Origin of the sequence: Mesorhizobium sp. L-8-10 (genome assembly GCF_016756635.1) — a bacterium.
GTDB lineage: Bacteria > Pseudomonadota > Alphaproteobacteria > Rhizobiales > Rhizobiaceae.
Genome location: NZ_AP023263.1, coordinates 3,911,338 through 3,931,251, shown reverse-complemented (window position 1 = coordinate 3,931,251; position 19,914 = coordinate 3,911,338). Strand labels below are relative to the sequence as shown.

The following is a 19,914-nucleotide window of genomic DNA, read 5'->3' as shown; positions in this document are numbered from 1 at the left end:
TTGCCTTTCAAGCGGTTTTAGCCGATGGCTGCGCCGAGCCCGTCACGGCGATCGCTGTATCACGGAAAATTGCTTCATGAACGTTCAGACCGCCCCTGATCGCCTGCAGCCAAGCCTCGAACCGCTGCCGGCGCAGGCCGACGATCCCATCCGTGCGACGTTCATGCCCGAGGAACAGCTTCGAAGACTCGGCGAGGCCCTGGCGCGTGGCGAACTCGCCAAGGTCGCAGGCCCCGAAGCCTTCGATTTCCCGACGCGTGTGCGGGACAATTCCGGGAAGATCCTCGAAGTCTACCGGGCCATGAACGACGCCCAGGCCCGCGGCGAAACCGTGACGCCAGCTGCCCAGTGGCTGCTCGACAATTTCTACGTGGTCGAGGAAACGGTCTTTCAGATCAAGCGCGATGTTCCGCGCCGCTTCTACCGTCAGCTTCCGACCGTCACCCTGCCCAACGGGGTCACCGCGCCGCGGGCGCTGGCGATTGCCTGGCTCTACGTTGCCCATTGCGACAGCGCCGTCTCCGCACAGAGTTTCGAGGCCATCGTCCAGGGCTTCCAGTCGGTCGAGCCGCTGCGCATCGGCGAACTGTGGGCCCTTCCCTCGCTGCTGCGTTTCGTGCTGATCGAGAACCTGCGCCGCCTGGCGCTGCGTGTCGGCCGCTCGCGCGAGATGCGGCGCATCGCCAACGAACTCGCCGACCGCGTCCTGAGCGCAGGCCCCGACGAGGATCGCACCGACATATTGCCGGGCTTCGCCCAGCATGCACGCGACACGACCTTTGCGACCCAGCTTCTCTATCGGCTGCGCGACGGCTCGCAGAATGCCGGCAACGCTCTCGCCTGGCTGGAGAACGAGCTCGAGCGGTCGGGTTCCGACGCCGAGGAAATCATCCTCGGCGAGCACCAGACGCTGTCCAGCGGCAATGTCACGACCGGCAACATCATCCGCGGGCTGCGGCTGATCAACGACATCGACTGGACCGTCTGGTTCGAAGGCATCAGCCGGGTCGACACGCTGCTGCGCGAGGGCACCGACTTCGCCAGCCTCGACTTCCCGTCACGCGACCAGTACCGCACCGCCATCGAGGAGATGGCGCGGCGCTCCGGTCTCAGCGAATATGAAGTCGCCACACGGGCCATCCAATTGGCACGGCAGTCTGCGCCGACGGCAGAGGACATCGCCTCGCCGGCCGCCGATGTCGGTTTCTTCCTGGTCGGCCCGCGGCGGCTGGAGCTGGAGCAGGTGCTCGGCTACCGCCCGACTTTCGGCAAGAAGCTGCTGCGCTCGTTCCGCAGGACCGGATGGACCGGCATCGTCGGGCCTGTCCTGGTCATGACGCTGCTGCTTCTGACCTGGGCGGGTCTTGCGCTCGCCAGCGCCGGCATCCCGTCCTGGGCCGTGGGCATCCTGCTGGTCCTCTTCGCCGTGCCGGCGAGCGAAGGCGCCCTTGCCTTCTTCAACACGATCGTCCTGCAGTTCCTGAAGCCGACCAGCCTGATCGGCTACGAATTCAAGGAAGGCGTTCCGTCGAGCGCACGCACGCTGGTGGTGGTGCCGTCGCTGATCTCCTCGCGCGACGATGTCGAGGAGAGCCTGCGCAACATGGAAGTGCACTACCTCGCCAACATGAAGGGCGACCTGCATTTCGCGCTCCTCTCCGACTGGCCCGACAGCCAGGAGGAGCAGAGCCAGGCCGACATGGATCTGCTCGACTACGCCCATGACTGTGTGGCCGAGCTCAACCAGCGCTATCCCGAGAACGGACCACGCTTCCACCTCCTGCACCGCCGCCGCCTCTACAACGAAGGCGAGAAGTGCTGGATGGGCTGGGAGCGCAAGCGCGGCAAGCTGCACGAACTCGACCTCCTGCTGCGCGGCGACAGCGACACGACCTTCATGCCCTCCGACACGCCGCTGCCCGAGGGCATCGTCTATGTCATGACCATGGACGCCGACACGCGCATGACGCGCGACGCGGTGGCGCGCCTGGTCGGCAAGCTCTGCCACCCGCTCAACCGGCCGGTCATCGATCCCGCCTCCGGCCGCGTCGTCTCGGGCTACGCCATCCTGCAGCCGCGCGTGACGCCGTCGCTGACGACCGGCGACGAGGCCTCCTTCTTCCAGCGCATATTCTCGGCCAATCGCGGCATGGACCCTTATGTCTTCGCCGTGTCCGACCTCTATCAGGACGTGTTCGGCGAAGGCACCTTCACTGGCAAGGGCCTCTACCAGGTGGACGCCATGGAAAGCGCGCTCCAGGGCAGGATCCCCGAAAACGCGGTGCTGAGCCACGACCTGCTCGAAGGCTCCTTCGCCCGCGCCGCCCTCGTCACCGACGTCGAGCTGGTCGAGGACTATCCGACCCGCTACGCGGTCGACGCGTCGCGCCAACATCGCTGGGCGCGCGGCGACTGGCAGCTCCTGCCCTTCATCGTCGACCCGGCATCGGGCGTGCCGGGCCTGTCGCGCTGGAAGATGGTCGACAATCTGCGTCGATCGCTGACGCCGATCTTCTGGACACTGGCCTCGATCGCCGGATGGACCTTCCTGCCCTTTACGCTCGCGGCGCAGTGGCAGGCTCTGCTCATCGTCAGCCTGTTCATGGCGCCGAGCTTCGAGATCGTGAACTCGCTCATCCCCGACGGGCGCGAGACCACGCCGAAGGCGCATCTGAGCTCCTTCCTCTACGAATTCGCCCATGGCTCGGCCCAGGTGGCGCTGCGCATCGTGCTGATGGCGCATTCGGCCTGGATGATGGGCGACGCGATCGTGCGCACGCTCTACCGGCTGTTCGTGACCCGGCAGAACCTGCTGGAATGGCGAACCGCCTCGCAGGCCCAGAAAAACGGGGCCAACACGCTCGGCAACTATTACCGCCTCATGAGCGGCAGTCCGCTGATCGCGCTGATCGGCCTGGCCGTGCCTGTCATCGCCGATTCCACCGGCGCCTTCGTCGCCTTCATCTTCGCCGTGTTCTGGGCCGGCGCGCCGGCCTTCGCCTGGTTCATCAGCCGTTCGGCCGAGACCGAGGACCGCCTGCATGTCTCGCGCAGCGACCGCGACGTGCTGCGCGGGATCGCCCGCCGCACCTGGCTGTATTTCGAGACATTCGTCACCGAGGAGCAGCATTGGCTGCCGCCGGACAACTATCAGGAGACGCCCTACCCCGTCGTCGCGGCGCGCACCTCGCCGACCAATATCGGCGTCTACCTGCTTTCCATCATCTCGGCGCGCGACTTCGGCTGGATCAGCCTCGCCAACACCATCGAGCGCCTCGATCAGACCCTTTCGGTGCTGGAGAGGATGGACCGGGACCGCGGCCATCTCTACAACTGGTATGATACGAAGACCCTGCATCCGCTCTACCCCCGCTACATATCGGCGGTCGACAGCGGCAACCTCGCCGGCCACCTCGTCGCGGTGGCGGCCGCCTGCAACGAATGGGCAATGGCGCCCGCCGCCTATCTGCAGGGCGATTTCGACGGCATGCTCGACACCGTCGCCATCCTGGAAGAAACGCTCGATGCGCTGCCCGACGACCGGCGCCAGATCCGTCCGCTGAGGCAGAGGCTGCGAGACCGCATTTCCGGCATGAAGCGGGCCGTCGGCATCATCCGCAACGAGCCCGAGACCGCGGCCATCCGCACCATCAACCTTGCAGTACTGTCGGGCGACATCCGCAAGCTGGCCTCGGCCATTCATGGCGAAACCCGCTCCAAGGTTTCAGAGCAGCTCGCCTTATGGGCGAGCAAGCTCGAAATGACCTGCGAGTTCCATGTCAGCGACGCCCATACCGACGAGAAGGGCGTCGAGACGCTGCGCCTCAGGCTACGCGACATCTACGACCGTGCGCGGCTCTTCGCCTTCCAGATGGACTTCTCCTTCCTGCTCAGGAAGGAACGCAAGCTGCTGTCGATCGGATACCGCGTCGACGAGCGCCAGCTCGACGAGAGCTGCTATGACCTTCTCGCCTCCGAGGCCCGGTTGACCAGCCTGTTCGCCATCGCCAAGGGCGACATCTCGACCGAGCACTGGTTCCGTCTCGGCCGGCCGGTCGCCGAGATCGGCTTCCGCGGTGCGCTGATCTCCTGGTCCGGCTCGATGTTCGAATATCTGATGCCGCCGCTGGTGATGAAGGAGCCGCATGGCGGCATCCTCAACCAGACCAACAACCTGATCATCCGCAAGCAGATCAGCTACGGCCGCTCGAAAGGCATTCCCTGGGGCATTTCGGAAGCCGCCTATAATGCGCGCGACCGCGAGATGACCTATCAGTACACCAATTTCGGCGTTCCCGGCCTGGGCCTGAAGCGCGGGCTGGCGCGAAACACGGTCATCGCTCCCTACGCGACGCTGCTCGCTTCGCAGTACATGCCCAGCCAGGCAGTCGATAATCTGGAGCGGCTGCGGGCGATCGGCGCGCTCGGCGCCTATGGCTTCCACGACGCGGTCGACTTCACCCCGACCCGCGTGCCGGAGGGCCAGAACCACGCCGTCGTCTACAACTACATGGCCCACCACCAGGGCATGTCGATCGTGGCGGTGGCCAATGTCGTGTTCGAAGGGCGCATGCGCGACCGCTTCCACAGCGACCCCGTCATCGAGGCGGCGGAACTTTTGCTGCAGGAGAAGGCGCCGCGCGACATCCCCGTCACCTTCATCGGCACGGAAGCGGCGCAGCAGGCCGCGGCCGAAGTGAAGGAGGAATATCCGGACACCCGCATCATCCTCAATCCCGCCCATGCGCTGCGCGCCACCAACCTCCTGTCGAACGGCCACTATTCGCTGATGGTGACGGCGACGGGCTCCGGCTACAGCCGCTTCAACGACCTGGCCGTGACGCGGTGGCAGGCCGATCCGGTCGAGGACCAGGCCGGCTGCTACCTGTTCCTCACCGATGTGGATACCGGCACGTGGTGGTCGGCGACGGCGGAGCCCAGGCGTGCTCCCGAGGAGGTCGCGCAGACGCTGTTCACCGACGACAAGGCGAACTTCATCAAGGCGGTGGGCAAGCTGCGCACGGAAGTGGAGTGCATCGTCATCTCTGAAGGCAACGGGGAAGGCCGCCGTATCAGCATCATCAATGACGACACGGCCGACCGCCACCTCGACGTGACCTCCTACGGCGAGATCGTGATCGGGTCGGAAGCCTCCGACAATGCGCATCCCGCCTTCTCCAAGATGTTCGTCGAGACCGAGATCGGCCGGCAGAACACGACCATCTACGCCACGCGGCGCAAATACGGAGCCGGCGACCCTGATATCGCGCTCGCCCACTTCGTCTCCGGCAGCGCCATACTGTCGCGCGAGACCGAGGCGGAGACGGACCGCCGCGCCTTCATCGGTCGGGGCCGGACCATAGCCGACGCGGCCGCCTTCGACCGCGACGCCAAGCTCGCCGGCAACGAGGGCTTCGTGCTCGACCCCATAATGGCTCTGCGCTGCCGGGTCCGCGTTCCGGCCGGCAAGAAGGTCTCGCTGACCTTCTGGACGGTGGTCGCGCCGAACCGCGCCGAAATCGACGAGGTGATCGGGCGGCTCGACCATCCCGAGAGTTTCCAGCGGCAGGCGATGCTCGCCTGGACCCGCTCTCAGGTGCAGACGCGCCATATCGGATTGAGCCTCGCCGACGCCGCCAATGTCCAGAAGCTGGCGCGCTACCTGATCTATCCGAGCCCGTCCATGCGCATGCCCGCGGAGGCGATTGCCTCGGGCCTCGGACGCCAGTCGGCGCTGTGGCCGATGGCGATATCGGGCGACTATCCGATCTTCGTCCTGAGGATCGGCGATGTCGCCGATCTCGAGATCATCGCCGCGACGCTGCGCATGCAGGAATATATGCGCGCCCGCGGCGTGCTCGCCGACCTCGTGATCGTCAACGAACAGGCGGCGTCCTACGTGCAGGACCTGCAGCAGGCGATCGAGTCGCTGTGCGAGAACAGCCGCCTGCGCGGCAAGGAACTCGGCCCGCGCCAGCACATCTTCGCCGTGCGCCGCGATCTCATGGACGAGAACTCGTACCGCACCTTGCTCGGCGTCGCCCGCATCGTGCTGCATACACGCAACGGCACGGTCTTCGACCAGATCGAGCGCGCCGAAACGGCAGAGATCCAGGCCCGCCCGCCGGTGCATCTTGCCGCGCCGACAGCCGCCGCGGACGAGGTCGCCGAACCGGCGCCGAGCCGGCCTGTCCGGAACGCCGACGGCAACGGACTTACGCACTGGAACGGCTTTGGGGGCTTCGACGAGAACGGCCGCGACTATGTCGTGCGGCTCGCCGGTGACAGCGTCACGCCCCACCCCTGGATCAACATCATCTCGAACGCGAATTTCGGCTTCCACAGTTCGGCCGAAGGCGCGTCCTTCACCTGGAGCCGCAACAGCCGCGATTTCCAGCTCACTCCGTGGACGAACGACCCGGTCGTCAACCGCCCGGGAGAGGCGGTCTATATCTTCGACCTGGACGACAGCAGCGTCTTCTCGCCGATGGCAGCGGTCGTCCGCGATGCTTCGGCGCTCTACGAGGCACGGCACGGCCAGGGCTTCAGCACCTTCAGCACCAGGCACGGGACGCTGGCGGCCGAGTTGACCCAGGTCGTCGACGCGAACGACCCGGTGAAGGTTTCGCGGCTGACCATCCGCAACCAGGGGTCGGCGCCGGCGCGGCTGCGCGTCTACGCCTATGCGGAATGGGTGCTCGGCACCAACCGCGCCAAATGCGCACCGACGATCATCCCGGCGCTCGACGAGGCAACGGGCGCGCTTCTGGCGCGCAACGCCTACAGCCTCGATTTCGGCGAGAGGACGGCCTTCCTGGCAAGCGACGCACCGGCGCAGTCCTTCACCACGGACCGGCTCGAATTCGTCGGCGTCCACGGAACCGTCCAGGCTCCCGAGACGGTGATTTCAGGAAGCGCCCTCGCCGGCACGGTGGAGCCCGGCCGCGACCCCTGCGCGGCACTTGCCCGCGACATCGAGATTCCGGCGGGCGGCGAGGCGCACCTGCTGTGGCTGCTCGGCGACGCGGCTTCCGCCGCGGAGGCGTCGAGCCTGGTCGCGCGGCACCGCGCGATCCCCTTCGAACACCGCCTGGCCGAGAACGCCAAAGCCTGGGACGGCTTTCTCGGGACGTTGCAGGTCGAGACGCCCGACGAGGCTCTCAACGCCATGGTGAACTACTGGCTGCCCTACCAGGCCTTCGCCTGCCGCATCCGGGCGCGTTCCGCCTTCTACCAGGCAAGCGGCGCCTTCGGCTTCCGCGACCAGTTGCAGGATACGCTCGCGCTGCTGCTCCACGATCCGTCGCTGGCGCGCACGCAGCTGCTGAACGCCGCCGGACGGCAGTTCCCCGAGGGCGACGTCCAGCACTGGTGGCTGCCGAGGACGGGGGCTGGCGTCCGTACGACGATATCGGACGACGTGGTGTGGCTCGCCTATGGCGTGCACCGCTACATCAAGGTGACGGGTGACGAGGCGATCCTGGACGAGGAACTCGACTTCATCAAGGGAGAGCCGCTCAAGGAAGGCGAGCACGACGCCTTCTTCACGCCGGAAGTTTTGAAGACCAAGGCCAGCCTCTACGAGCACTGCGCCCGTGGCCTCGACCTTGCGGTCGTCCGCACCGGGGCGAACGGCCTGCCGCTGATCCTCGGCGGCGACTGGAACGACGGCATGAACCGGGTCGGCGCCGGCGGGCGCGGCGAGAGCGTCTGGCTGGGATGGTTCCTGCTGAAGGCGCTGGCCGACTTCGCGCCGATCGCACGCGGACGGAAGGACGAGCTTCGCGCGGCACGCTGGCAAAAGCACGAGAAGGCCCTGAAGAAGGCACTGGAGGCCGCAGCCTGGGATGGCCAGTGGTACCGCCGCGCCACCTATGACGACGGCAGCTGGCTCGGCTCGTCGTCGTCGGACGAATGCCGGATCGACTCCATCGCCCAGTCGTGGAGCGTGCTGTCCGGTCACGGCGATCCGGCGCGATCACGCACCGCTCTGGAAGCCGCCAGCAAGATGCTGATCGATCCCGAACTCAAGATCGCCAAGCTGTTCACTCCGCCCTTCGCGCACACGCAGAGGGATCCCGGCTACATCAAGAGCTATCCGCCCGGCGTCCGCGAGAATGGCGGCCAGTACACCCATGCCGCGACCTGGCTTGTCCTGGCGCTCGCCCAAAGCGGCCATTCCGACGACGCCTACCGTCTGTTCCAGATGCTCAATCCCGTCAACCACGCGCTCGACGAGGTCGAGGCCGAGCGCTACCGGGTCGAGCCCTATGTGGTCGCGGCCGATATCTATGCCGGCGACGGCAAGGCCGGACGCGGCGGCTGGACCTGGTACACCGGCTCGGCCGGATGGCTCTACCGAGCCGCCGTCGAGGGCATCCTCGGCATCCGCAGGGAAGGCGACCGGCTGCATGTCGAGCCCTCCCTCCCCTCCGGCTGGGACGGTTTTTCGGCGACGCTGAAGCTCGGTGCTTCGATCTGTCGCATCCAGGTGTCACGAGAGGCCGGCAAGAGCTCTCCGGCCGTCTCGATCGATGGAAAACGGGTCAAGGAGATCGTGGTCGACGGTCGGAAGGGCGAGAAACATATACTTGTGACAGTACCCGCATAGGTAGCGCAACTTGTGACTGCCGTAATCTTGGGCGCTGGTCACGCTTTCGCCTTATCATCGTCATTTTTGTTTAATTTCAAAACGTTATCCGATCACGGCAGATTAATGCGCGAATCCAACTTTTGTCCTGCGATCGGGAACGGAACCGGGTAACCGGCATTGTGCTGCCTGACGCAACTGCGTATGCGTTGTAATTGGTGCGATGCACAAAAAGATCTGACGGGGTAGCGGCGTGTCGTTGCTGGAAATCTACTGGAGAGCGTTGCGTTATCTTACAGCCGAAAGGCGCAAGGTAGGGTTGATCTGCGCAGCGAATGTCAGCCTGGCGATCATCGCCATCGCCGAGCCGGTCCTGTTCGGGCGGATCATCGATGCGATCACCGAAAAGAGCGACGTGGTCCAGACCATGGCGCTATGGGCGGGCCTCGGCGTCTTCAGCATCATCGCCTATGTCCTTGTGGCGCGCGGCGCAGACAGGCTCGCGCATCTGACAAGGGCTCGTGTGCTCTCCCAGTCCTTCGAGAAAGTCATCACGATGCCGCTTTCCTGGCATCACCAGCGCGGCACCTCCAATGCGCTTCACACGCTGCTGCGCGCCGTCGACGCGCTGTTCAGCCTGTGGCTCGAATTCATGCGCCTTCACCTCTCGACCGCGGTCGCCCTGCTGCTGCTCATTCCGACCGCGCTGACGCTCGACCTGCGCATGTCGATGGTGCTTCTGGTGCTCGGCTGCTTCTACGTCGCCATCGACCAGTTGGTGATGCGCAAGACCAAGGTCGGCCAGGCCTCTGTCGAGAGGCACTATCACCGCGTTTTCGCCCATGTCAGCGACTCCGTCAGCAACGTATCCGTGCTGCAGAGCTACAATCGCATCACTGAAGAGACCAAGGCCCTGGAGCAATATACAAGCGACCTGCTCAAGGCCCAGTTCCCCGTGCTGGACTGGTGGGCGCTGGCGAGCGCGCTGCATCGCCTGGCCTCGACCATCTCGATGATGGTGGTGCTGCTGATCGGAGCCTATCTGGTGATGCGCGGCGAGATGCGCATCGGCGACGTCGTGGCCTTCACCGGCTTCGCCACGCTGATGATCGGCCGGCTCGATCAGGTGACAGCTTTCGTCAACCAGGTCTTCGAAGCCGGAGCGAAGCTCGAGGACTTTTATCGGCTCGAGGACGCGGTAGCCGATCGGAAGGAGCCCGATGGCCTGCGCGAAATCGAACGCCTCACCGGCCATGTCCGTTTCGAGGACGTGAATTTCTCCTTCCCCAATTCGACGGTCGGCGTCAGGGACATATCCTTCGATGTACCGGCCGGCCAGACGGTGGCGATCGTGGGCCCGACCGGTGCCGGCAAGACCACGCTGATCAACCTGCTGCAGCGGGTCTACGATCCCAACAGCGGCCGCATCCTGGTCGATGGCATGGACACCCGCACCATCACCCGCCGATCGCTGCGCCACTCGGTGGCGACCGTGTTCCAGGACGCCGGCCTGTTCAACCGCTCGATCGAGGAGAACATCCGCATCGGCCGCACCGATGCCTCCTATGACGATGTGCACGCCGCCGCCAGCGCCGCAGCCGCCCAGGACTTCATCCTGGCCAAGAGCGAAGGCTACGACACCCAGGTCGGCGAGCGCGGCGGACAGCTCTCGGGCGGCGAGCGCCAGCGCATCGCGATCGCGCGCGCCATCCTGAAGGATGCGCCGATCCTCGTGCTCGACGAGGCGACCAGCGCGCTCGACGTTGAAACCGAGGCCCGCGTGAAGGAAGCGATCGATCGGCTGCGGGCAAACCGCACGACCTTCATCATAGCGCACCGCCTCTCGACCGTCCGCGACGCCGACCTCATCATCTTCATGGACAATGGCCACATCGTCGAGAAGGGCGGTTTCGCCGAACTTTCGGCGAGCAACGGACGCTTCGCCGGGCTGCTCCGCGCCGGCGGCCTGCTCACCGATGACGAGGTCCGCCGCGTCGCCCATATCGCGATCAAGGAAGTGGCCTAGGAGGGGCCCCGGGGGCGGCTCGCCGCTGGGCCGCCTCTCAATCCGCCTCCAAAATCACGTAATTGTTTCAGTCATTTACCGGAAATCACCGGATAACGATATATTTAGCCGTACAAATTGTCGCAACCAGAAATTTTCGTCAAAAAAGCGCCCCCCTTCATATCCTTTTTCGCGTGTCGCGCGTTAATAGTGACACGCGCATGACAGCCTGATGACGGCTGCATGACAGTTGGTCGGCGTATCAGAGGTATCGAATTGGCCAGGCCCATCGTGAAAATCCGCGCCTTGAAGGGCGCACCCTGGCAGGAATCGATCACCGACAGTTGGCTGCTGCGCGTCGCGGCCTCGGCACTGCTTTCCGTCACCGTTGCCGCGGCGCTCGTCTTCGCGGTCGAGTTCATGGCGCGTGGCTCGCTTCAGTCGACATTGACCTTCTTCGGCGACGCGAGTCGTCCAGGTTGGACGACGGTCCTGCTCTTCCTGCTGGTGATGCTCGGGCTCGATGCCCTGCTCGGGCGACGCTACCAGTCGCTGCTGGTGATGGGGCCGGCGCTATTGCTGCTCGCCTGGATCGGCCAGCAGAAGATCCACTATCTCGGCGATCCGCTCTATCCGACCGACTTCCTCTATTACCGCCAGATCATCGAGTTGATGCCGCTCCTGGTGCGAGAGCGGCCGCTGACCGGCCTCGCCATGGCCGCGGGCTCCCTGATGGCCCTCGGCATGTTCGTCTTCGCCTGGCGCTTCTGGTGCGCCCGTTTCCCGGTGCTACCGCTCAACAGCCGGCTGATGCGGGTCGCTCTGGCGGCGCCGACGCTGGCGTTCTTCGCGTCGATCATGGACTACGCAACCTTCTCATGGACGCGGGACCGGCTGCAGATCATCCCCGTCATGTGGGATCAGCGCGAGAACTACTCGGTCAACGGCTTCACGCTCGCCTTCGCTCTCAACGTGCCGATGGCCCATGTCCCCGCCCCGGCCGGCTATTCGCCGCAGGCAATCGACCGCATCGGCGCGGCGCCACGCGGACCGGCCATGCTGCCGAAGGAAAAGCCCGACGTCATCATCGTGATGAGCGAGTCCTTCTGGGATCCGAAGCGCCTGCCCGGCGTGAAGATCTGGCCCGACCCGATCCCCACCACGCGCGCCATGCTGTCGGGCCATGTCTTCTCGCCTGAATTCGGCGGCATGACCGCCAATGTCGAGTTCGAGGCGCTGACCGGCTTCTCGAACGCCTTCCTGCCCTATGGCAGCATTCCGTATCAGCAATATGTGCGCGCGCCGGTGCCGTCGCTGGCCACCTTCTTCCGCGGCCAGGGTTATCAGACCACGGCGATCCATCCCTATACATCATGGTTCTGGAACCGCGGCGCGGTCTATGACGCCTTCGGCTTCGACCGGTTCCTGTCCGAGGACAACATGCTGCCGCTCGCCAAACGCGGGCCGCTCGCCTCGGACGCCGCACTCACCGAGGAGATCATCCGCCGGGCCGACGCCACCGACCGGCCGTTTTTCTTCTTCGCGGTCAGCCTGCAGAGCCACGGTCCCTACGAGCCGCACCGCTATGCCGATGTGAGCCACAGCGTCGTGGCGCCCGGCCTCAGCCGCAAGACCAGCGAATCCATCCTCACCTTTGCCGAGGGCGCTTCCGACGCCGACAAGGGGCTGGCCCGGCTGATCCAGTGGGCCGAGTTGCGCGAGCGGCCGACCGTGATCGCGCTGTTCGGCGACCATCTGCCGCCGCTCGGCCCTGCCTATGTCGAGACCGGCTTCATGAAGGATCTCGTGGCACCGCGCAAAGGTCCGGCGAAGGACATGGCGCGGACGCACGAGACCCCGCTGGTGATCTGGTCGAACCGGACCGGCAAGGTGAAGAAGCTCGGTACGATCAGCCCGGCCTTCGTTCCCATGCAGGTGCTGAAAGCCGCCGGCATCCAGCACCCCTACTACACCGACTTCCTGGGCGAGTTGCACGAGCGCTACCGCGTGATCGACCGCAACATGCTGCTAAAGCCGGACGGCAAGGCGGTTCCGGACTGGGCTCGCGCCAGGCAGATCGATCCTCTCGTCAGCGACTACCGGCTGCTGCAGTACGACATGATGTTCGGCACGCAGCGAGGCGCGAAGCGTTTCTTCCCGGAGGCGCGCGGCAATCTCGTCGCCGGTGGCGGCGGCTATTTCTGAGCAAAGCTCTTCAGGGCAGTTCACCGCCGCGTTCGCACAGGGCCTGAAAGGCATAGTCATAGGCGGCGTGAATGTGGTCGGCCGGATAACGGACGATGCCGAGCCTCTCGTAGAAGGCCTGCGCCGACACGTTGTCGACATCGACGGCGAGCCGCAGATAGGTCCCGCCCTGTTCTCGCGTCAGCGAGGCGAGCCGGCGGATGAGCCTTTCGCCGATATTGCGCCCGCGAAAGCGCGGCTCCACGAACAAGTCCTGGACATAGACGCCCGATGTGCCGCGCCAGGTCGAAAAGCTCGGGAAATACAGGCACATCCCCGCGAATTCCCCGCCGATCTCCGCGATCAGCCCGGAAAAGGCCTTATGTGGTCCGAGACCGTGGCGCCGCAAATCCTCCGGCGCGCTGCCGATGCGGTCGGCCACTCCGCCGGCCATCTTGACGATCGCCGCGTGAACGGCTTCGGCATCGTCGGGCACGGCGGGACGGATGATGATGGGGTCGGGACCTGACAAGCTGTTCGCCGCCATGCGGATACCTTTCGCCATGCGCGCGGAACGCCCACGCACACAACGATAAGCATCGCCCGGCACCCATGCGCAAGCTCCGCCGCCGGGCGTCCGGCATCCTAGGTCGATGGGTCGACCGCGACGATCGTCACCGCGACCATATAGCTTGCCGGTCTCGCGGAAACCACGGCCGCGTCGCCCGGTTCCAGCATCACGACGTCGCCGCGATCGAGCGAGGTCTTCTCGCCGGCGAAGGTGACCTGGAGTCCCTTGCCGTCGACAATGAGAAGCGTCACTTCGTCGGCCGCCGGAAGCGACAGCTTTCGGCCGACCTTGACGAACTCCACGGCGCTCTCGAACGCGCCGCGTCGCGTCATCACATTGAGGTCGGTGACCGGGCCTGCGATCAGGGTCGCCTCGGTCGGCACGTCGGCCGGAAAGGCCAACGGCTCGTCGCCGCGGGTCATGCCGAACGGCAGTCTCCCCTCGACCTGCAGGACGATGCCGTTCCCCTCCAAGATCGAGAGCGACCGGTCGACGCCGTGAAAGGTCGAGAACGGACCGTTCTGCTCGACGCGGGCGGTGCTCACCCGCCACAGGAAATCGTCGAGCCCGGCATCCGGCGGAAACACCGCGATCTCCGTCGTTACCCCGCCGCCGTTCTTCCACGGCATCGTCTTGTGGTCGGCGACGCGCAGGATACGCATCGGTCAGGTCCTCCGTCTCGTGAAAGATCCGATCCTTGGGCCCCGCCCTTCCGGACGAGCCGCATCGGTGCTCTTCCGTCGGGCCTGCGGCGTGCCGCGTGAACAGGGATCCACGCGACACTGCAGGTCTTGATTGAGCGCATGTCCTCTTTCCCGAGACCGCTGCACAGTGTCGGGAGGGACGGTTCAGCCGAGGATGCCGGGCAGGTTCAGCCCGTGCTCGCGCGCGCAGTCGATGGCAATGTCGTAGCCGGCATCGGCATGACGCATCACGCCGGTGGCGGGGTCGTTCCAGAGCACCCGTTCCAGTCGCCGCGCGGCTTCGGCCGTGCCGTCGCAGACGACGACCATGCCCGAATGCTGCGAGTAGCCCATGCCGACGCCGCCGCCGTGATGCAGCGAAACCCAGGTCGCGCCCGACGCGGTGTTGAGCAGGGCGTTGAGCAGCGGCCAGTCGGACACCGCGTCCGAGCCGTCCTTCATGGCCTCGGTCTCGCGATTGGGCGAGGCGACGGAGCCGGAGTCCAGATGGTCGCGGCCGATCACGACCGGCGCCTTCAGTTCGCCCCTGGCCACCATCTCGTTGAAGGCGAGGCCGAGCCGGTGGCGATCGCCGAGGCCGACCCAGCAGATGCGCGCTGGCAGGCCCTGGAACTTGATGCGCTTCTGCGCCATGTCCAGCCAGTTGTGGAGGTGACGGTTGCCCGGCGTCAGCTCCTTGACCTTGGCGTCGGTGCGGAAGATGTCCTCGGGGTCGCCGGATAGAGCCGCCCAGCGGAACGGACCGATGCCGCGGCAGAACAGCGGACGGATATAGGCCGGCACGAAACCTGGGAAGTCGAATGCGTCGTCGACGCCTTCGTCCTTCGCCATCTGGCGGATATTGTTGCCGTAGTCGACGGTCGGCACGCCCATGCGATGGAAGTCGAGCATGGCCTTCACATGGGTCGCCATGGACGAACGAGCCGCCTTCTCGACGGCCTTGGGGTCACGCTCGCGCTTCTCCTCCCATTCCGCCACTGTCCAGCCTTTGGGCAGATAGCCGTTGACGGGGTCATGCGCGGAGGTCTGGTCGGTGACGGCATCAGGGCGGATGCCGCGCCGCACCAGTTCCGGGAAGATGTCGGCCGCATTGCCGAGCAGCGCGACGGACACGGCCTTCTTCTCCCTGACCGAGCGGTCGATGATGGCGAGCGCCTCGTCGAGATCCTTGGCCTCGACATCGACATAGCCGGTCTTCAGGCGCATCTCGATGCGGCTCGGCTGGCATTCGACGGCAAGGCAGGACGCGCCGGCCATGGTCGCGGCGAGCGGCTGTGCGCCGCCCATGCCGCCGAGGCCGGCGGTCAGGATCCAGCGGCCGGACAGGTCGCCGCCATAGTGCTGGCGGCCGAGTTCCACGAAGGTCTCGTAGGTGCCCTGAACGATGCCCTGCGAGCCGATATAGATCCACGAGCCGGCCGTCATCTGGCCGTACATCATGAGGCCCTTCTTATCGAGGGCGTTGAAGTGGTCCCAGGTCGCCCAATGCGGCACGAGATTGGAATTCGCGAGCAGCACCCGCGGCGCGTCGGCATGGGTGCGGAAGACGCCGACCGGCTTGCCGGACTGCACCAGCAGTGTCTCGTCGTTTTCGAGCGTCTTGAGCGCACCGACGATGCGATCGAAGCTCTCCCAGTCGCGGGCAGCGCGGCCGATGCCGCCATAGACCACCAGTTCGCCCGGCTTTTCGGCGACGCCCGGATCGAGATTGTTCATCAGCATGCGCAGCGGCGCTTCCGTCAGCCAGCTCTTGGCCGAAAGCTCGGTGCCGTGCGGGGCACGGATCACGCGGGCGTTGTCGATGCGGGTATGTCGGGTCATCAGGATTTCCTTCCGGCAGAGGCTGTCGCCCAGCGCAGCGCGGTTTCGAGGATGTCGGTAAGCCAGCGGCGGATCGGCGCCGCAAAATCAGGATCGTAGGGCACCGGCCAGGTCTGCGGTGTTCCCTTGCCTTCCGGCTCGCGCAGATAGCCGCGATTGGCCAGTTCCATCTGCAGCGCATGGACGCCGTCGGCCGGTCGGCCGTGATGTCGCGTGATCCAGCCGCCCTTGAAGCGCCCGTCGACCACAAAGCTCTCGCCGCTCGCGGCGAGGATGTCGACCACGCGGTCCCGCAGTTCGGGATCGGTGCTCGCGCCGCTATTGGTGCCGAGATTGAAGACGGGCAGCCTGCCCTCGAACAGCCGCGGCAGTACGGAGCGGATGGAATGGCAGTCGTACAGAACCACCGATGGATGGCTCTTGCGCAACCGTGCAAGTTCGTCGCGCAGTGCGGCGTGATAGGGATCGAAATAGCGCTCGCGCCGTTCGGCGATCTCCTCGGCGCGGGGTTCCTCGTCCGGCCTGTAGAGCGGATCGCCGTCGAAGGTGTCGGTCGGGCAAAGCGTCGTGGTGGCCTGGCCGGGATAAAGCGAGACGCCGGATGGGTCGCGGTTGACGTCGATCACGGTGCGCGAAATCGCGGTGTGGACAACGGTCGCGCCGAGGCCGGCGGCGAAGTCGTAGAGACGGTCGATCCACCAGTCGGCATCGCGGCGCCCGAGCCATGGCGAGACGAGCCGGTCTTCGAGACCGGCGAGATCGGTCCCGGTGTGCGGAATGCTGACGAGAAGCGGCGCCTCGCCTCGGGTAACCGTGAGCCAGGAGGGGGTGGTCATTGGGGGGCTCCCTGGCTCGCCTGAGACGAGGACGTTAAGACGATTGACGCTCGGCCCCGCCCCTCATCCGCCTGCCGGCACCTTCTCCCCGCAAGCGGGGAGAAGGCCGATGTCTTCAATGATTTCGCCAATCGTTGAGGCCGCAGAACGAGCGCTGTCATCGCGGCAGGCGGTCTTCTCCCCGCTTGCGGGGAGAAGGTGGCGGCAGCCGGATGAGGGGCAATGCCGCGCGTGCCGGATGTGGCGATCGCCATCACGCCACGCTCCCCGAGATCGTCGGCAGATCGACGCCGCCGGACGCTTCAACGACCGCGCCGTTTCGCACCAGCGCGATCGCCTTCTCCATGTCGGGATGGAAATGGCGGTCGTCGTCGAGATGCGGGACCTGCGCGCGCAGTAGGGTGCGCACGGCTTCCAGCGGCGCGCTCGACGCCAGCGGCTTGTGGAAGTCGCAGCCCTGCGCGGCCGCCAGAAGCTCGATGCCGAGTACGGCCGCGGCATTCTCGGCCATGCCGATGAGCCGGCGCGCTCCGTGGGCAGCCATGGAGACATGGTCTTCCTGATTGGCCGAGGTCGGAATGGAATCGACGCTCGCCGGATAGGCTTTCTGCTTGTTCTCCGACACCAGCGCGGCGGCCGTCACCTGCGGGATCATGAAACCCGAATTCAGGCCCGGCTTGGGCGTGAGGAAGGCCGGCATGCCCGACAGCGCGGGGTCGACCAGCATGGCGATGCGGCGTTCCGCCAGCGACCCGATCTCGCAGACGGCCAGCGCGATCATGTCGGCGGCGAAGGCCACCGGCTCGGCATGAAAATTCCCGCCCGACAGCGCGGTGTCGTCCTCGGCGAAGATCAGCGGATTGTCGGTGACGCCGTTCGCCTCGGTCTGAAGCATCTCGGCTGCCTTGCGCAACACGTCGAGGGCTGCTCCCATCACCTGCGGCTGGCAGCGCAGGCAGTATGGGTCCTGCACGCGCTCATCCCCGACCCGATGCGATTCGCGGATCGCGCTGCCGGCCATCAGCTTGCGCAGGGCATCGGCGGTCTCGATCTGGCCGCGATGCCTGCGCAGGAGATGGATGCGCGGGTCGAACGGCGCATCCGACCCTCGCGCCGCGTCGGTGGACAAGGCGCCTGTGACCAGCGCCGATTTGAAGAGCAGTTCGGCCTCGAACAGGCCCGCCAGCGCATAGGCTGCGGAGAACTGCGTGCCGTTGAGCAGCGCCAGCCCTTCCTTGGCATGCAGCGTCACCGGCTCGAGCCCGGCCGCGACGAAGGCGACCTTGGCCGGCACGATGCCGTGCGGCGTGTGGCAGTCGCCGACGCCGATCATCGCCGCCGTCATATGAGAAAGCGGGGCCAGATCGCCCGACGCGCCGACCGAGCCCTGGGCGGGCACCACGGGAACGACATTGGCCGCCAGCATCGCTTCCAGCAGATCGACGGTCTCCTGGCGCACGCCGGAAGCGCCCTGGGCGAGGCTCCCGAGCTTCAGCGCCATCATCAGCCGCGTCACGGCGATCGGCATCGCCTCGCCGACGCCTGCGGCGTGGGACAGCACGATGTTCTTCTGCAGCACTTCGAGATCATGGGCGGGGATGCGCACGCTGGCCAGCTTGCCGAAGCCGGTATTGATACCGTAGACGGGCTCGCCCTTCGCCACGATGCGCGCGACGGCGGCGGCACTTGCGGCGATCTTCGGCCGGCAGGCCGGGTCGAGCTTCAGCGTCGCACCGCGATAGATCTCCCGCCAGTCGGCAAGCGTGGCGTTTCCGGGATTCAGCACAAGTTCGGTCACAAGCCTCTCCAGATGCGAGCGTGAAGCGGGTTGAAGCCCATGCGGTAGACGAGTTCGGCCGGGCGTTCGACGTCCCAGACGGCAAGATCGGCCCATTTTCCGGGTTCGAGCGTCCCGGTCTCGGCGGACAGGCCAAGCGCGCGGGCGGCCTCGCGCGTGGCGCCCGCCAGGCATTCCTCGACCGTCATGCCGAACAGCGTCGCGGCCATGTTCATGGTGAGCAGCAGCGAGGTGAGCGGCGACGTGCCGGGATTGCAGTCGGTCGCGACCGCCATCTTCACGCCATGCCGGCGGAAGAGATGGATCGCGGGCTTCTTCGTCTCACGGATGAAATAGTAGGCGCCGGGCAGGATGACCGCCACGGTCCCTGCCCTCGCCATGGCCTGGGCGCCTTCCTCGTCGGTGTATTCGAGGTGGTCGGCCGACAGCGCGCCGAAACGAGCCGCCAGCGCTGCGCCGCCGAGGTTCGAAAGCTGGTCGGCGTGGAGCTTGACCGGCAGGCCGAGCGCCACGGCAGCTTCGAAGACGCGCGCGATCTGTTCCGGCGAGAAGGCGATCCCTTCGCAGAAACCGTCGACGGCGTCGGCAAGGCCGAGCGAGGCGATCTTCGGCAGCATCTCCCCGGCCACCTTGGCGATGTAGGCGTCGCGGCCGCCGCCGGCTTCCGGCGGCAGGGCATGGGCGCCGAGGAAGGTGGTGCGCACGCCGACCGGCCGCACCTCGCCCAGGCGACGCGCGGCCTTCAGCGATTTCATCTCGCTGTCGAGTTCGAGGCCGTAGCCGGACTTGATCTCGATCGTGGTGACGCCCTCCGCGATCAGCGCGTCGAGCCGTGGCAGGGTTTGATCGACGAGATCGTCCTCGCTCGCTGCGCGCAGCGCCCTGACGGACGAGACGATGCCGCCGCCGGCCTTGGCCACCTCTTCATAGGTGGCGCCGGCCAGACGCATCTCAAATTCGTTGGCGCGATTGCCGGCATGGACCAGATGTGTGTGGCAGTCGATCAGGCCGGGCGTGATCCAGCGGCCGTCGCAATCGACGACATCGGCGCCGGCAGCGAAGCCGGAAGGAACGTCGGCTTCAGGCCCCGCATGGACGATGCGGCCGTCGACGGCTGCCACCGCGCCTTTCTCGACAAGGCCAAGCCCTTCCCGGCCTTCGGCAAGCGTCGCGAGCCTTGCGTTGCGCCAGAGCCGCGCTTTCCCCTGTCGTGCTGGTTGCCGGTCGGCCATCTTGCCTCCATTCGATGGTTCTTCATTATGTATATACATATTGGAGGGAAAGGCAAGCCCGATAAGGGCATCGCGGACGCCGATTGCATGAGCGCCACGCCCTGCCCTATCGGCAAAGGGAACTCTTCATTTCGGACCCCACCCTCTGATGTTGCCCTCGGAGAATATCGGCG

9 protein-coding genes are annotated in these 19,914 nt (G+C 66.0%); 3 read left to right on the top strand and 6 right to left on the bottom strand.

Annotated elements, in window-relative coordinates; translation table 11 throughout:
• The first annotated feature begins 76 nt into the window (after positions 1–76).
• From JN280_RS18160 to JN280_RS18150, 3 genes are all read left to right on the top strand, one after another.
• Complete coding sequence (locus JN280_RS18160; protein WP_202314054.1) at positions 77–8,611, top strand: GH36-type glycosyl hydrolase domain-containing protein; 8,535 nt, start codon at positions 77–79, stop codon at positions 8,609–8,611.
• A 232-nt stretch (positions 8,612–8,843) separates the two neighbouring features.
• A complete protein-coding gene (locus JN280_RS18155) occupies positions 8,844–10,616 on the top strand; it encodes a glucan ABC transporter ATP-binding protein/ permease (protein ID WP_202314052.1) in 1,773 nt (590 codons plus the stop codon).
• 312 nt (positions 10,617–10,928) lie between these two features.
• Positions 10,929–12,800, top strand: coding sequence for an LTA synthase family protein (locus JN280_RS18150; RefSeq protein ID WP_244743563.1), 1,872 nt, complete (start codon positions 10,929–10,931; stop codon positions 12,798–12,800).
• A gap of 10 nt (positions 12,801–12,810) precedes the next feature.
• Here the strand turns inward: JN280_RS18150 and JN280_RS18145 are convergent, their stop codons facing one another.
• From JN280_RS18145 to hutI, 6 genes are all read right to left on the bottom strand, one after another.
• The gene (locus JN280_RS18145; protein ID WP_244743393.1) at positions 12,811–13,344 is read right to left on the bottom strand and encodes a GNAT family N-acetyltransferase; all 534 of its coding nucleotides are present in this window, start codon (positions 13,342–13,344) and stop codon (positions 12,811–12,813) included.
• A gap of 80 nt (positions 13,345–13,424) precedes the next feature.
• A complete protein-coding gene (locus JN280_RS18140; protein WP_202314046.1) occupies positions 13,425–14,012 on the bottom strand; it encodes a HutD/Ves family protein in 588 nt (195 codons plus the stop codon).
• A 186-nt stretch (positions 14,013–14,198) separates the two neighbouring features.
• Positions 14,199–15,875: a urocanate hydratase gene (gene hutU / locus JN280_RS18135; RefSeq protein WP_202314044.1), complete on the bottom strand. Its 1,677-nt coding sequence runs from the start codon at positions 15,873–15,875 to the stop codon at positions 14,199–14,201.
• On the bottom strand, positions 15,875–16,711 hold the full coding sequence (gene hutG, locus JN280_RS18130) for an N-formylglutamate deformylase (RefSeq protein WP_202314042.1): 837 nt from the start codon (positions 16,709–16,711) through the stop codon (positions 15,875–15,877). The genes hutU and hutG overlap by 1 nt, the downstream gene beginning before the upstream one ends.
• A gap of 253 nt (positions 16,712–16,964) precedes the next feature.
• Positions 16,965–18,509 carry a histidine ammonia-lyase gene (hutH, locus tag JN280_RS18125; RefSeq protein ID WP_202314041.1) on the bottom strand — a complete coding sequence of 515 codons (1,545 nt, stop codon included), beginning with the start codon at positions 18,507–18,509 and terminating at the stop codon, positions 16,965–16,967.
• Positions 18,506–19,741 (bottom strand): imidazolonepropionase, encoded by a 1,236-nt coding sequence (gene hutI / locus JN280_RS18120; RefSeq protein WP_202314040.1) that lies wholly within the window; start codon positions 19,739–19,741, stop codon positions 18,506–18,508. The genes hutH and hutI overlap by 4 nt, the downstream gene beginning before the upstream one ends.
• Positions 19,742–19,914 lie beyond the last annotated feature (173 nt).